Below are 15737 nucleotides of genomic sequence, written 5' to 3'. Positions count from 1 at the left end.
CCTTGCTATGGTAAAATTATATACTATATATAGAAATGATGGAGGAATATTCATGAAAATCAAACCTAAGCACGCCATGTACAATGGTATATCCTACAATTTTTTTGATGGAACAAGCGATAAGGTATGTTTTATGCTCTCTGGCACGGGCTATACCTATGATAAACCTATACTTTATTATTCTACAGCATTACTGTTAGAACTTGGCTATGATGTCGTCCAAATCAATTATACATTTGAGCAACAGCAATTCGAACAGGACTCCCAAGCCATATCAAAAATGGTCTATCGTGTTGCCAACCCTATTGTAGAAAATAGCTTGCAATCAAAGCCTTATAGAGAAGTCGTTTATCTAGGAAAATCTTTAGGTACTATGCCTATTGTCGATTATTATATGCAGCAGACTCCTTCTATTCCTGCTCGTTATGTACTTTTCACCCCATTACTTTCTCTTCAACATACAATGACAAATCTATTAGACAAACATGCATTTTTGGCAATTGGTACAGCGGACCCTCATTATTCACAGGAGAAGCTAGCGCAACTTGCTACCCTTCAGCTTGCTGTTTTTGAGGACCTTAATCATTCACTTGAAATTCCTTTGAATGCTGTTTTATCCATACAGCACTGCCAATCGCTGATAACACAATTAAAAATCTTCCTACAAAATAATTAGTAATATTTTTATAGTACTATTTACCAAAATCGTGTACATATGCTACACTAGCAAAAATACATTGAAGAGAAGAGTAAATAAGGCTGTTCTTCCCAGAGAGCTCGGATTGCTGAAAACGAGTAAGAACGAATTATTGAAACAAGCCTCGGAGTAGCGCATTGGATTTTGTTTGAATGATGGTGCGACGGGAACTCCCGTTATAGAGTTACAGTATAAGCATAGGCTCTATGCCGTACTGAAAAGGCTATTATGGTGACATAATAGTGAACTAGGGTGGCACCACGTGAGTATATAAATTCTACAACCTCGTCCCTAAGACTAATCGTCTTGGAGGTGGGGTTTTTTATTTTGCAAATCGTCACTTTGCTTAAGGAGGAATTTATATGAGAAAAGCTTTAGAAAGCTGGCGTTATCCTGCCATCCTATTATGTAGTATTGGTGTTTCAAGTGTTGGCGAATGGATTTATTTTATCGCCTTAAATTTAATTGTGTTAAACCTCACAGAATCTGCTCTGGCTGTCTCTGGATTATATATTGTAAGAGCGATCTCTTCCTTGTTCACTAATTTTTGGTCAGGAAGCCTAATCGATCGTTTTAATAAGAAAAAGCTAATGATTTTTCTAAATTTGGTTCAATCTATACTCATTGTCATACTCCCCTGCTTTTCTAGCCTCTTGTGGATGTATGTCCTTGTTTTTCTCATTACAGTAGCTAGCTCTATGTATCAGCCGACATCTATGACTTATATCACTAAGTTAATTCCTGTCGAACAAAGGAAACGTTTTAATGCATTACGCAGCTTACTCGACTCTGGTGCATTTCTAACTGGACCAGCAATCGCAGGTTTCTTGTTCACAGTCGGAACACCCTATATGGCCATATATTTAAACGCAATTGCTTTATTTCTATCAGCCTGTATAACGTTCAAAATGCCGAACATTGAAGCCCTTGAAAAATTTATTAATCGTACAGAAAAAGCATCCCTTTTTCGAGTATTGCTTCTGGATTGGCAAATGGTCATACGCTTTAGCTTAAAAAATTCCTATGTTATGGTAGTCTATTTGTTGTTTAGTGCTATCATCATCTTGATGACAGCTACTGATTCTTTGGAGGCTGCCTTTGCAACACAGATATTAGCTTTATCCGAAGGAGAATATGGGATTTTAGTCAGTATCGCAGGGGTAGGTGTTTTATTTGGCTCGCTAACCAACTCTGTTATTGTTGAAAAAATACCAACTTCTTGGTTAATAGGTATGGGGTCTCTCGTAACAGCACTGGGCTATTTAATATTTACCTCATCCTTTTCCTTTCTTATAGCTGCTATAGGTTGCTTTGTATTATCCTTTGCAACTGCCTTTGCGAATACAGGATTTTATACATTTTATCAAAATAATATTCCCTCTGAGAGCATGGGTCGTATAGGAAGTATTTATGGATTTTTTGAAGCACTTTTTATTATTATTTTTACTACTATTTTTGGGATTTTCGCTGAATGGATTACTATACGCTCAGTTGTCATTAGTGCATCCTTTATGATGGCATTTGTAGCTGTCATTCTACTATGGCTAAATATAAAACCTTCGAAAAGCCACTATTATAGAAGGTTGATAAGTAGCAAGCAACAGTAATCTCACTTTTCATATAAAAATTAACCATCTAATGTCTACTAATTACTGACACTAGATGGTTTTTTATCGAAATAAGCAATTTTATATATACCCTAATTCAAAGGATAGCTGCTGTGCAGTTTTAAGGACTTCCTGTGTTATACTTTCTAATTTTTCAGCATCTGTATCATATTCAAAGCACTCTGCACTAATGGCTGCAATTGTTTGTTTATTTGAATCAAATATAGGTGCTGCTATGGATACTGTCCCCTTTGTTTTTTCTCCAACGCTTATGGCAAAGCCTTTTTCTCTTACATCATTGAGGCTCTCTATCAATTTTTCTTTCTCAGGCTCCTCAAGTTGTTGGAAAAATTGTTGCTGTACATCGCTTTTAGAAAACGCAAGTAATACTTTATTTGGAGCTCCTATAGGATATGGAATTTTTTCACCAATCATATCAATAATACGGACATTTTTAGGACTATCAATTCGATCAATAATAATGGATGCAAACTGTTTAGCAATACTTAAATAGATTGTTTCTCGAACATTATATGCAAGGTTTTCTAATAGAGGATGCGCTTTTTCTCTAATATCCGTCTCATGATACATTTTCATGCCAAGTTGCAGCCATGTATACCCCAATCGAAATTCTTTTTTATTCTCATTTCTCTCTACTAAATCAAAACTCTCTAATGTATATAATAATCTGTAAATTGTGCTAGTAGGCAAGTCTGTTTCATTAAAAATTTCTTGCACAGTAAAAAAACGCTTCGGATGCTTCGCCAGTATATTTATAACTAACATTGCTCTTTCGATTGATTGAATCATTACAATTACTCCCTTTCATTTCCCCATATGATCACTATCTTAAGGTTTTTATAGATCCATTTAGCTTTTACTAGGATCATTATGAAATTAAAATTCATGCAAATTATCAAATTTTTATGTACCTTCAATTTTTTACATGTAGCCCTGCTTTTAAATGTAGTTTCATTTTATTTTAACTAATTTTTATGCATATAAATAGATGCTACATGAAATATATACATAGTTCCACTCAATTAGCGCAGAAAATTACGAGTATTCACAAAAATTCAAATTGACAATTTGTTGTTTTGCATTTACGATGAATTTATATTCCACTATGTAGATTTAATTTCATATAGTGAAAAATATATAACGGTAAAAATATGTATTTCTCTACTAATTATCTATTTATATCATCTTGAAAATAAAAAACTTTTCTATAAAAGGAGAAAAAATCATGAATACTTTTATGTGGGATACACCCGAAAAACTACGTGCCCTATTATGTGAACTTGTGAGCTGGGAAAGCCGTACATTAACGGAGGGTGAAAATAAATTTGCCTTTCGACTAAAAGATAAATTGTTAACGCTTCCATATTTTGAAAAGCACCCAGACTTGATTGAATTACATGATGCAGGACTTGGCAGAAATGCAGTGACAGCCTTCTATAAGCATCCAACCGCAACTGAAACCGTTGTGTTAATCAGTCACTTCGATACCGTGCATACAGAGGAATATGGTGAACTAGAGCCGTTAGCCTTTTCTCCAGAAGAACTAACGAAAAAGCTAATGGAACCTAAATACCTAAAAGATTTACCAGAGGCAGCTCGCATTGATTTGGCGTCTGGGAATTATTTATTTGGACGCGGCACAATGGATATGAAAATGGGTCTTGCCTTACACATGCAGTTGATCGAAAAGGCAAGCTTTGAGCAATGGCCGATTAATTTGATTTTAACAACGGTCCCTGATGAGGAAGTCAACTCTGCTGGTATGAGAGCGGCTGTTGTGGAACTGGTGAGACTGCGGGAACAGCATGGCTTAACCTATAAATTATTTTTAAATAGTGAGCCATCGTTTTCACAAGGGCCTTCGGATACGAATGAATATATTTATTCAGGTACAATTGGTAAAATCATGCCTGCTGCTTTGTTCTACGGAAAAGAGACACATGTTGGTGAGCCATTAAAAGGGATGACGGCTCCCTTTATCGCTTCCTATATGACACAGCATATGGAGTGGAATCCCCTTTTCCGTGAAACAGATTTAGGCGAAAGCACACCACTACCCGTCTCTCTACAATTAAAAGATTTAAAAATGGAGTATTCTACACAAACACCATACCGTGCGGCGGCACTTTACAATGTCTTTTTGTTAAAACGTACAGCGGCTGAGGTGATGGCTATTTTTGAGGAAGTTGCGTTACAGGCAATGGCTGCTTGCAATGCGCACTATCAGGACATTTGTACACGCGAAAATGTTCAGGGTGTGGGCAAGGTAAAGGTCTTACGCTACGAGGCATTATTGGAGCATGCGATCCATAAGTTAGGAGCTGAGGAAGTACAAGCGATTAAGCACCAGGTTCAGCAGCATCCTGCATGGGATGATCGTGAAAAATCCATTCGTATTGTGGATCAGCTCATGATTCGCTGTCAGGAATTAGCACCTGCCACAGTTCTGTTATATGCACCACCTTACTATCCAGCCATTAATTCATCCAACCATCCATTAGTGAAACAGTCGATTGAATTAATGAAGCAAACAGCTCAAACATTTGATATTGAGGTGGAGCAGATCCACTACTTTAATGGAATTTGTGATTTAAGCTATGTCAATTATTCAGATGCATCCAATGAGTGGCTAGCATTTGAACGGAACACACCTGTATGGGGCGATACGTATCATATTCCATTCAAAGAGATGGCGGCATTACAAGGTCCTGTCTTAAATGTCGGTCCATTTGGAAAGGATGCCCATCAAAAAACAGAGCGATTGCATGTGGATAGTGCGTTTAAAGAGATGCCTATTATGATTGATACATTGATTAAAAGTTTATTTTAAATAAAAGAAACTTCATTCAAAATAGCTTTCATATCCTCTCATTTAAATTGTTACCTAATAATCTAAGATGACAAGTACAAAATAGAAAGAGGTTGTTATATGGATTTTGCCGCTTTAACAGGTAAAATAGCAGGGATTATCTGGAGTAACGCATTAGTTTATCTTTGCTTAGGAGCTGGCGTTTACTTTTCGCTTATTATGAGGTTTCCACAGCTGCGTCTCTTCAAAGATATGATTAAACAATTATTTAATAGAAAAACTTCGGCAAATGGCGTTTCATCTTTTCAAAGCTTTGCAATGGCATTGGGTGGACGTGTCGGAATTGGGAATATAGCTGGTGTAGCTACTGCAATTTATTTTGGAGGACCAGGGGCTATCTTTTGGATGTGGGTCATAGCCTTTTTAGGAGCTGGTGCTGCCTATATTGAGTCCTCGTTAGCCCAGGTTTGGAAACAAGAAATCGCAGGAGAGTATCGTGGAGGGCCAGCATATTATATTGAGAAAGGGTTAAAAAATAAGCCATTTGCTATATTATTTGCTATCGCTACAATTATAGCAACTGGTTTCACTGGTTCAGGTGTTCAAGCCTTTAATATTGCTGATTCAACAAAAAATGCCTTCGGGATTTCACCAATAATTACAGGTATTATTGTTTCTGCAATATTTGGATTTGCTATTTTTGGCGGTATTAAAAGGGTTGGAAAAGTTGCTGAATATGCTGTACCGTTTATGGCAACTGCTTACATACTTCTTGCATTCATTATTTTATTGATCAATATAAAAGATGTACCTGCAATATTTGCTTTAATTTTCAGCTCTGCCTTTAATTTAAATGCTGCATTCGGTGCTGTTTTTGGAAATGCAATTATGTGGGGAGTAAAAAGAGGGGCTTATTCAAATGAAGCAGGTCAAGGTACTGGGGCACAGGCAGCTGGTACCGCAGAAGTATCTCATCCTGCTAAACAAGGGCTTGTCCAAGCATTCTCGGTCTATGTAGATACACTGCTTGTTTGTACAGCTACAGCCATTATGATCATCTCCACAGGCAGTTACAATATTGCCCATCCTAATGGGGGATTTTTAGTTGAGAATCTACCAGGAGTTGAAGCAGGTACTGCATTTGCACAAGAAGCAATTAACTCATTCATTCCTGGTTTAGGAAGTCCTTTTATTGCTATCGCTGTATTTTTCTTTGCAATAACTACTATGCTTGCTTTTGGGGTATACACAGAAAGTAATGTTGCTTACTTATTTAGAAACAATAAAAACTTTGCTACTATTGCTATTGTCGTAAAAGTACTACTAGTTATCTCTATCTTTTTTGGAACGATTCGTTCCTCATCAACTGCTTGGAATCTTGCTGATATCGGTGTAGGTACACTTGCATGGTTAAACCTAATTGCTATTATTTTATTAACAAAGCCAGGTATAGCTACATTAAGAGATTATGAAGAGCAAAAGAAGTTGGGGCTTGACCCAGTCTTTATTCCCGAAAGATGTGGAATTAAAGATGCACAATTGTGGAATGAAATAACTGAAAAAAACTATCCAGATCAATTAGCCGCATTAAAAGAAAAAGTTGGCGACTTGAAATAATTAAATGAACCCTGTAGTAGTCACTAAGAAGTTGAAAAGTTGCTGCTATGCAGGGTTCTTGCTTTTTAAATTTCCATAGAATGAAGTTAAAATCTCTATCTTTCAGTTGGGAAATGCTTTACTTGATCAACTGCCTCTAATAATTTTTTTGTTACAATTTCTGATTCATCAATATGGCTTGTTAGAACGCGATTTGTTTCATCGAATAAGGCTGTCGTCCTATTAAATTTATGGATAACATCTTCGTTTGATAGCCTCTGATCTTTAATTGAAGCTAATAGCTCATTTATTCCCGTTTGAACATTTGTCATAATGTGCAGTAATTGATCAATTTTTACTGATGTTTTAGCACTTTTATCAATGCCTTCCGTTACTAGCTGCATGTTATTTTTATTATCCTCGTAAGCAAGTCCAATTTGTTCTTCGATTTTCTTTGTTAAATTAGCAATATCTTCTGTGCTTGTTTTCGTATTTTCAGCTAATTTGCGAACTTCCTCGGCAACAACCGAAAAGCCTTTACCATGCTCCCCTGCTCTTGCTGCCTCAATAGATGCATTCAAAGCTAGTAAATTGGTTTGATTTGATATTTCTCCAATAACATTTACAATTTCAGCTATTTGCTTTGAGCGCTCACTTAAATTACTCATGCTTAAAGACGTTTTTTGAGACTGCTCTCCCAACGCATCAATCAAATGCTCTACTTCCTGAACAGCATGCTTGCTTTCAACCGATAATGTCATCATTTGATCCGAGGAAGAGATTAATAAATTTCCTTTATCTAGGGCATTTTCAGAAATTTTATTGGAGTGAATTGTGCTATCCTCAACTTTATTAAACTCTCCTACAATATCTGCGACCATTTCTCCTAAAATAGTATGCTGGTCATTTACCTTGTTATGTTGTTCAATAGTTTCAATGATTTCCTTATGTAACTCATTTAAAAAAATTTGAAATTCATGATCTTTCTTATCCAGCTTTGCATTCAGTTCATCAATTTTAGCCTTAAATTGCTCTATATCTACTTTTTTTGATTGGAACATTGTTAACACAGCCATCACCTCAGAAAATAGAATATTGAATATGTATTTATTTTACTGGATTTAAAGTAATTAATATACATCTTTAGAAAAAAACAAACACTCACTACTAACAACGACATAGCGTGATAGTAGTGAGTGTTTTGTTTTTTAATAGGCTAAACCAAATAAAGCTTTAATATGTGTTAAGTAACGAATATTAGAAGCTTCTTTCATTAATGTTGCAGGAAGGCCTTTAAGCTCTGTGTTGCTCGCACCAATTGTAGCAACAGCATCTTTACGACCTAAGCTTGCAAGTGTGCCAGAGTTTACAGCTGAGAATGCTTTCATGTCTTGGTTTTTGTATTGTGCAAATACATTATAACCAGCACATTCACCCATTTGCCATGCAACTTGTGCTGTTGGAGCGTATAGTGGACGACCTCCATCAGCTGGTAGTGCAACAGATGCATCACCAATAACAAAGACATCTTCGTGAGACGTAGATTGTAAGAATTCATTAATAGTTGCTTTTCCACGATCAGCAGCTAGACCTGATTCGCCTACGATTGGAAGTGGAGCTACCCCACCTGTCCAAACAAGTGTATTTGCAACAATTGGTTCACGGTCTTTTAAAGAAATAACGTTGCCGTCAACACCTGTTACTGGTGTACCTGTAATAAATTCTACGCCACGTTTAGTTAAGCTTTCAGTAGCGCGTTGGATAAGTGTATCTGGAAGAACTGGCAAGATTTTTGGACCAGCTTCAACAAGTTTAATTTTAAGATCAGCAAAATTAACACCATGTTTTGCAGCGATTTTCGGGAAGTTGTCCACGATTTCACCAACAAGCTCAACACCTGTTAAACCGCCACCACCAATAACGATTGTTGCATCTGCTTCATCTTTAGATTGTGCATATGCTTTAATGCGGTCTTCAATATGTTTGTTGATTTTATTGGCATCATTTACTGATTTAAGAACCATAGAGTTTTCTTCTAATCCTGGGATACCAAAGAATCCAGTTTGGCTACCTAAAGATACTACAAGTGTGTCATAAGTTAATGTATAACCATTATCTAAATCAACTTTTTTAGTATCTACATTAAATTTTGATACTTTCGCAATGTGTAGGTCGATATCTAAACCTTTAAAGATTTTTTTAAGTGGTAATGCAACAGCACCTTCTGCAATTGTACCACCAGCTAAACGGTGAAGCTCAGTGATAATTTGGTGTGTTGGGAATTGGTTTACTACAGTAATTTTAGCTTCATCAGCTGATAGATACTTACGTGCTGTTAATGCAGTTAAAACGCCAGCGTAACCTGCACCTAAGATGACGATTTCTTTTGACATGATTAATTAATCCTCCGTCCTTACGAATTGAATTTACCTTGAGTCTTATTTGGCTTTGCGTTCTGAGCTTACTTGTAAGAAAGCATTAACAAAACGGAAAACATTTTGAACTTGAGGGTCTTTTAACATTTTCACAAGACCGAATAAACCAATTACCTCATGGCTTTCAGATGCACGGTCTTTCGCTTCAATTGCAGTTGCTGCAAGGTTTTTCGCAGAGCCCACTACAGGACCAGCGATTTCTGTTACTGCTCCAACAGTATCGTTTTTAAGCACTTCGTCTGTTGCAACAGCTTGAGCAAACTCATATGATTTCGTTAATAATGTCATCATTTCAGTTAACTTTGGTAATTGCTCAACTAAAGTTGTTAGTGATTCTTGAACTTCAGGCTTTAATAATTGATCTAGTACATCTAATTGCTCTTTACTCACAGTTACTTGTTCAGCCTGTGTTTGGTTATTCGTTTCTGACATTTTGAACTCTCCTTTGCCATCACTAGTACTATTTTTTATTGCTTACATGTAAAAAAGACCATTAAGGTAAAACTTAACAGTCGTTACAGCGTATATCTTACACAATCACCAGTCACAAGGGCTGGATAGCGATTCGTATGACTTGTTATTACAATGTTTACTTTAAATCGCAAAAAGCGCATCATAATACCATCCTTATCTTGTCTTGGTGACATTACAACCTTCATTATAAGACTGTTTGTACATTATTTCAATGAGCTATATCACAATTTCGACAATCTTTTCAAAATTCATTGATTTCATCAACTATTAACTGTCTTGCTATAATAAATTTTCCAACGCATCATAATTTTTATTGATAATTCCTTTTCCTGTCATCTCTATATCCCCTTCTCTTTGGAGAGCAGATAAACGACGGCTTTAGATTTCTCTAGTAATATTCAATAAGGACGCTAAATCTTTTTTGTTAGTGTCAATAGAAATGTGTCACTCTTGGCTAACAAAGCAGATTTTAGAATATAGGAGCTTTTCTTTATTTTAATTTAGTTTAATGACAATAACACGAACGTCTGTAACTGCTTCTAAGCTGTGCTTTTCAGATGGTTTTAAAGTTAAAATTGTATCTTGTGTTAAAATTTCTTCCACACCTTCAACAATAAAGCGAACTTCACCAAATTGAACAATAATTAGCACTTCATTGTCCGCACGATGCTCAGGAATTTTTTCACCTGCACGCAATTGAATGTTCAAAATATCTGCACCAGCGATACTCCCTAATTTACCAATATGTTTTGACTTTTCTTCTAGCATTGCTTGGATTGGTATAATTGTCATTGTCATTCCTCCATTAAACTGTTTTTATGCTATTATAGGTTCTTTTGATTTACGATGTTCCACTACTTTTTAGGCCACACCCCCACTATAATGAAGAATCACTCTAATTGTCTGTGACTTACATCACTAAAAAAGAAGTATCCCAAATGAATGAGATAGCTCCTCTTACAAACCTATTTTGTGTTAACGTTTTTCAACAGAAAGCCAGAAGAAATTTGTTACTTCCTTTGCCGTCACATCTACTGAGCCTAGCAAAGTTTTACCATCCCCATCTTTAAAATACCCTACAGTCATCAATGCCATAAAGTTATGAGCGAAAAACTTTGCATTTCCTTTTCGAATTGTGCCCTTTTCCATCTCTTTTTGCATAGCCTGCTCTATTGTTTGAAACATACCATTTTCGGATGCTTGAACTTGTCTCAGCTGCGATTCCGATAAATTAATGGTAGCCTCTTTCATAAAATTTTTCATATCAATATCGATAGTGGCTGATAAATGAACCTCAACGAGCTGTTCGAGTCGTTCTTTAAATGGTTTAGGCTGCTCTAAAATTTGTAGAATAGATAGCTTGATACGATCCATCATAGCGATTAAAGCAGATGTATATAAATCCCCTTTAGTTGGGTAGTAGTAATAGACAGTCGCCTTTGTTACGTTACAAGCCTTTGCTACATCATCCATTGAAATATTTTTGTAGCCCTCTTTAATAAAAAGTCTTGTGGCCGTTTCAAGGACAATATCTTTTGTAGGTTTCGCATTTTCATCATGGCGAGGTCTCCCGAGAACACGCGGTGATTGTTTCAACAAGTTCGCCTCCTTAATTAAGCATTCTTTTTACACATATTATAACATATTAATATTTATGGATTGATTAATTAACCTTCTAGTATATATAATTAAATCACTTACATGAATGGGGGTCTTTTGATGAAAAAACATCCACTTGAGCAATGGGGCTCAATGGTTGCAAGTAAAAAGGGAAGATTATTAGCACTAGCTTTTTGGGTGCTATTAGTAGTTGTATTCTCATTTGCTTGGCCACAAATCAATAGTATAGAAAGTGAGTCAGGCAAAAACTTACCTAATACCGAAATGTCTGAGCAAGCTGCGTCCATTATTGCAGAGCAATTTCCTAATGATGCTGGAACACCTCTATTGTTGGTGTGGCATCGTGAAAATGGCTTAACACCTGATGATTTTTCGGCTATACAAGGTGTATACAACGAGTTGCAAGCAAAGCCCTTAGCCCATCAAACAATGGTTCCACCATTTGATCAAATGCCACCTCAGGCTTTAATGGCTTCCGCTTCTGAAAATGGTTCAACAATTGTTACACCTGTGTTTTTTGAAAAAGGTGTCGCAACAGATATGCTACAGGATAGTTTAGATAAGCTGTCAAAAATAATGGAAGGCTATCAAGTCCAATTAGATGATAAATTATCAAGCGATGCACTCCATGTGCGCTATTCTGGACCAGTGGGAATTGCCACTGATGCTGTCAGTTTATTTTCACAAGCAGATGTGAAGCTATTGATCGCAACTGTATTACTCGTTTTAGTATTACTTATTATTATTTATCGTTCTCCATTGCTAGCTATTATTCCTTTAATTGTTGTAGGGCTTGCCTATGGTGTGATTAGCCCGACACTTGGTTTTTTTGCTGAACAGGGATGGATAGATAAAGATTCACAGGCAGTCTCCATTATGACTGTTTTACTATTTGGTGCAGGTACTGACTATTGTTTATTTTTAATTTCAAAATATAGAGAAATACTCTTTGATGTTGAGGATAAGACGGTCGCAATGAAGCTAGCTGTTAAAGAATCGGGTGGTGCTATTTTAATGAGTGCCCTAACAGTGGTTATAGGTTTAGCGACCCTTAGTCTTGCCCATTATGGCGCATTTCAACGCTTTGCTGTACCATTTAGTTTTGGTGTGCTTGTCATGGGGGTCGCAGCACTTGTTGTCCTACCAGCAATTCTTGTCCTTATTGGGCGAGTAGCGTTCTTCCCCTTCACTCCTCGAACGGAGGAAATGGCCAAGAAAAAGGGCAAGAAACAGCATAAGCCTTCACATAAGGTTAGTCATAAAATTGGTCATTTTGTTACCCATAAACCTTGGGTCGTTATCGCTGTAACTGTAATCTTACTTGGAGGGTTGGCGGCATTTGTTCCGCGAATTCAATATACATTTGATTTGCTTTCATCCTTCCCAAAAGATATGCCGTCTAGAGAAGGATTTACATTAATAGAAGAGAATTTTTCGCCTGGAGAACTAGCACCTGTTCAATTAGTAATAGACACAGAAGGTACTGATATTAATATCCAGCAACAACTTGAAGCTATCTCTTATATTGATAGTGTGGCAGATGTACAAATTGGCGAAAAAAATAAGAATATACACTTGTATGAACTCAATTTCGATGCCAACCCTTATGCACAGGAGTCATTAGCTCATATTCCTGAACTACAAAAAGAGGTTATTAAAATACTAGAGGCACAAGGTCTCAACAATGCTGATAAACATGTTTGGCTTGGTGGAGAAACAGCTAGTCAATATGATACACAACAAATAACTAAGCGAGATGAAACAGTAATCATGCCAACCATGATTGCCTTAATCGCATTATTATTATTTGTCTATTTACGTTCTATTACAGCAACTGTTTATCTATTAGCAACTGTTATTATTTCTTATTTTGGGGCATTAGGCGCTGGATGGTTAATCTTACATCATATCATGGGGGCCGAAGCAATTTCTGGAGCTATTCCATTGTATGCTTTTGTGTTCTTAGTAGCTCTCGGAGAGGATTATAATATCTTTATGATCTCAGAGATTTGGAAAAAGCGTAAAACCACTGACCATTTATCAGCTGTAGAAGAAGGTGTTGTCCGAACAGGAAGCGTTATTACATCTGCTGGACTCATCCTAGCAGGTACATTTGCGGTACTGGCAACATTACCGATTCAAGTGCTTGTTCAATTTGGTGTTGTGACAGCCATTGGTGTATTGCTCGATACATTTATTGTAAGGCCATTACTTGTACCAGCCATCACAACAGTACTAGGTAAATATGCTTTCTGGCCAGGTAAGTTATTTAAAAAAGATGCCTAAATAGATAACACGGACATTAGCTAGGTGTGATTGTCATGCATGCTAATGTCCGTGTTTTTTTATATTAATACTATAATCATTTCATCATATAATTATAGTAAATTAACCTTATTACATTAAATAAGGAGTGGCATGTATGGATCTTCAAAAATTACAGCAACGTTTCCCATTATTAAGCCCCTTCTCAGGTAAAACTGATGGAAATTATGTATTTAATTTTGACAATCAGCTTTACGAAATTCCCATACACACAATGACACAAAATGAATATGAGCTATTGCGAATATTCTCAGGCCCCACTGTCTTATACGATAACAATGATATGATTTGGCTTGATTATTTTACAGATAAAACAGATATTGCTCCAACTAATCTTTCTATGCATCGTTTGTTATTTCTTCATTTTGATAAAGACTTTACAACACCTACATTATTGCGTTCAGTCTTCGAAGCTTTACTTGGGAAGGATATTATTCTGCTATCGCTTCAGCCACAATTATTTGTCATAATCGAATGTATCGACTACAATGAGGAGTTTTTAGATTTGACTCATTATGTTAATCCCATAATGGCAGACTTAGAGACTCATTTTAAAATTTTTGTTTCTGATATTATACACAACATCACCACGACCAAGGAACGATTTAACTGGTATGTTCACCTTCTACCATCCATTTGGACTTATACACCAAAGCATGTACTCACACAGCAAGAGCTTTTAGTGCCTTATATAACGCGGCATCTAGCCTATCAAGAGAAAGAAATTTTTATCTCCTCTATCCTAAAAAGAGCCACTTCTCAGCCAGAATTACTCCATACAATTAAGAAATTGATTGAATGTGATGGAAACATTACATTAGCCTCTAAAAAAATGTATATGCACCGTAATACCTTACAAAATCGCTTAGAAAAATTTCAACAAATGACGCAAAAGGATATTCGGCAATTTTCCCATCGGCTAGAAGTTTATCTTGCAATTATTTTCTTAGAATCACTTTAAGACCAACTGCACAAATTATGCCTTCAACACTGTGCAAGCTTTCCATATCACTCTATTCTAAAGTCATTTACAATGAAAATATGACTTGTAAAGGGGTGCAGTATGTATGGCGGAATTACGGTTAGAGCATATCTATAAGATTTACGATAAAAATATCCAGGCTGTAACTGATTTTAATTTGCATATCCATGATAAAGAATTCATTGTGTTTGTAGGCCCTTCTGGCTGTGGCAAGACCACAACTTTACGTATGATTGCTGGCTTAGAGGATATATCAAAGGGAGAACTATACATTGACGATGTTTTCATGAATGATGTGGAATCAAAAGATCGTAGCATTGCAATGGTATTTCAAAGCTATGCTTTATATCCACATATGACAGTCTATGAAAATATGGCATTTAGCTTAAAGCTACGAAAGGTTGATAAAAAGGAAATAGACCGTCGTGTTAAAGAAGCTGCTAAGATTTTAGGATTAGAGGATTATTTAAAAAGAAAACCAAAAGCTCTATCTGGTGGACAACGTCAGCGTGTAGCACTGGGAAGAGCAATTGTCAGAGATGCTAAGGTATTTTTAATGGATGAACCTCTTTCTAATTTGGATGCCAAATTACGTGTACAAATGCGAGCAGAAATCCAGAAGCTCCATCAACGAATTCAAACGACAACGATCTATGTCACACATGACCAAACAGAGGCTATGACGATGGCTACCCGTCTGGTAGTGATGAAGGATGGCCTTATACAACAAATTGGGACACCTAAAGAAGTATATAATACACCACTTAACATGTTTGTGGCAGGCTTTATTGGTTCACCATCCATGAACCTCTTCCACTGTCGTCTAACAGATACCGAGATCCTTTTAGGCGAGCAAAGCTTCCCTATCCCATCCATGCATTTACCATTGTTAAAGGAAAAAAATTATATAGGGAAAGAGATTATTATGGGTATACGACCTGAGGATTTACAAATGACTGATGTTATTTCCCCTTACACTTTCACTGCAACGATTGATGTTGCAGAATTACTAGGAGCAGAAACTTATCTCTATTGTTCTTTAGTAAATCAGAATTTTATTGCTCGAGTACAGGCTGATAACAATTTTCATCCATCCGACAAGGTTTTCCTATTTATGAAGGAAGAAAAGATCCATTTCTTCGACCCTCAAACAGAGGAACGTCTTTAAAGC

General features: G+C 36.4%; 14 protein-coding genes and 1 other annotated feature. Of the genes, 7 read left to right on the top strand and 7 right to left on the bottom strand.

Features of this window, described 5'->3' with window-relative positions; translation table 11 throughout:
* The first annotated feature begins 52 nt into the window (after nt 1-52).
* Both LBYS11_RS01705 and LBYS11_RS01700 read left to right on the top strand, forming a co-directional pair.
* Nucleotides 53-676 carry an alpha/beta hydrolase gene (locus LBYS11_RS01705; protein ID WP_048393179.1) on the top strand — a complete coding sequence of 208 codons (624 nt, stop codon included), beginning with the start codon at nt 53-55 and terminating at the stop codon, nt 674-676.
* 52 nt (nt 677-728) lie between these two features.
* Nucleotides 729-993 (top strand) — a binding site (T-box leader).
* 66 nt (nt 994-1059) lie between these two features.
* Nucleotides 1060-2304 (top strand): MFS transporter, encoded by a 1245-nt coding sequence (locus tag LBYS11_RS01700; RefSeq protein ID WP_103117340.1) that lies wholly within the window; start codon nt 1060-1062, stop codon nt 2302-2304.
* Nucleotides 2305-2385: 81 nt separating this feature from the next.
* Here the strand turns inward: LBYS11_RS01700 and LBYS11_RS01695 are convergent, their stop codons facing one another.
* On the bottom strand, nt 2386-3114 hold the full coding sequence (locus tag LBYS11_RS01695; RefSeq protein WP_066038399.1) for an IclR family transcriptional regulator: 729 nt from the start codon (nt 3112-3114) through the stop codon (nt 2386-2388).
* 436 nt (nt 3115-3550) lie between these two features.
* On the opposite strand from LBYS11_RS01695, the gene LBYS11_RS01690 reads away from it, so the two are divergent.
* Complete coding sequence (locus LBYS11_RS01690) at nt 3551-5155, top strand: M20/M25/M40 family metallo-hydrolase (protein ID WP_066038398.1); 1605 nt, start codon at nt 3551-3553, stop codon at nt 5153-5155.
* 99 nt (nt 5156-5254) lie between these two features.
* Nucleotides 5255-6751, top strand: a complete 1497-nt coding sequence (locus LBYS11_RS01685) for an alanine/glycine:cation symporter family protein (protein ID WP_048391855.1) — start codon at nt 5255-5257, stop codon at nt 6749-6751.
* A 95-nt stretch (nt 6752-6846) separates the two neighbouring features.
* On the opposite strand, the gene LBYS11_RS01680 is transcribed toward LBYS11_RS01685, so the two are convergent.
* The 6 genes from LBYS11_RS01680 to LBYS11_RS01660 all read right to left on the bottom strand — a co-directional run bounded on the left by LBYS11_RS01680 (nt 6847) and on the right by LBYS11_RS01660 (nt 11235).
* Nucleotides 6847-7806: a methyl-accepting chemotaxis protein gene (locus LBYS11_RS01680; protein ID WP_233732353.1), complete on the bottom strand. Its 960-nt coding sequence runs from the start codon at nt 7804-7806 to the stop codon at nt 6847-6849.
* Nucleotides 7807-7938: 132 nt separating this feature from the next.
* Nucleotides 7939-9123: an NAD(P)/FAD-dependent oxidoreductase gene (locus LBYS11_RS01675; protein ID WP_004227760.1), complete on the bottom strand. Its 1185-nt coding sequence runs from the start codon at nt 9121-9123 to the stop codon at nt 7939-7941.
* 45 nt (nt 9124-9168) lie between these two features.
* Nucleotides 9169-9597 carry a helical membrane plugin domain-containing protein gene (locus tag LBYS11_RS01670; protein WP_004227758.1) on the bottom strand — a complete coding sequence of 143 codons (429 nt, stop codon included), beginning with the start codon at nt 9595-9597 and terminating at the stop codon, nt 9169-9171.
* Between the two features lie 83 nt (nt 9598-9680).
* Nucleotides 9681-9824, bottom strand: coding sequence for a hypothetical protein (locus LBYS11_RS23400; RefSeq protein ID WP_175400799.1), 144 nt, complete (start codon nt 9822-9824; stop codon nt 9681-9683).
* 310 nt (nt 9825-10134) lie between these two features.
* On the bottom strand, nt 10135-10431 hold the full coding sequence (locus LBYS11_RS01665) for a cupin domain-containing protein (RefSeq protein WP_066038395.1): 297 nt from the start codon (nt 10429-10431) through the stop codon (nt 10135-10137).
* A 183-nt stretch (nt 10432-10614) separates the two neighbouring features.
* Nucleotides 10615-11235 carry a TetR/AcrR family transcriptional regulator gene (locus LBYS11_RS01660; RefSeq protein ID WP_103117339.1) on the bottom strand — a complete coding sequence of 207 codons (621 nt, stop codon included), beginning with the start codon at nt 11233-11235 and terminating at the stop codon, nt 10615-10617.
* Nucleotides 11236-11358: 123 nt separating this feature from the next.
* On the opposite strand from LBYS11_RS01660, the gene LBYS11_RS01655 reads away from it, so the two are divergent.
* The 3 genes from LBYS11_RS01655 to LBYS11_RS01645 all read left to right on the top strand — a co-directional run bounded on the left by LBYS11_RS01655 (nt 11359) and on the right by LBYS11_RS01645 (nt 15734).
* Nucleotides 11359-13545: an MMPL family transporter gene (locus LBYS11_RS01655; RefSeq protein WP_103117338.1), complete on the top strand. Its 2187-nt coding sequence runs from the start codon at nt 11359-11361 to the stop codon at nt 13543-13545.
* 136 nt (nt 13546-13681) lie between these two features.
* Complete coding sequence (locus tag LBYS11_RS01650; protein ID WP_103117337.1) at nt 13682-14545, top strand: PucR family transcriptional regulator; 864 nt, start codon at nt 13682-13684, stop codon at nt 14543-14545.
* Nucleotides 14546-14651: 106 nt separating this feature from the next.
* Nucleotides 14652-15734 carry an ABC transporter ATP-binding protein gene (locus LBYS11_RS01645; RefSeq protein ID WP_103117336.1) on the top strand — a complete coding sequence of 361 codons (1083 nt, stop codon included), beginning with the start codon at nt 14652-14654 and terminating at the stop codon, nt 15732-15734.
* Nucleotides 15735-15737 lie beyond the last annotated feature (3 nt).

The organism is Lysinibacillus sp. YS11, from assembly GCF_002896375.1.
GTDB lineage: Bacteria > Bacillota > Bacilli > Bacillales_A > Planococcaceae > Lysinibacillus > Lysinibacillus capsici.
Note: the sequence above shows the minus strand (reverse complement) of the source record. Positions and strands in the feature narration are given on the sequence as shown.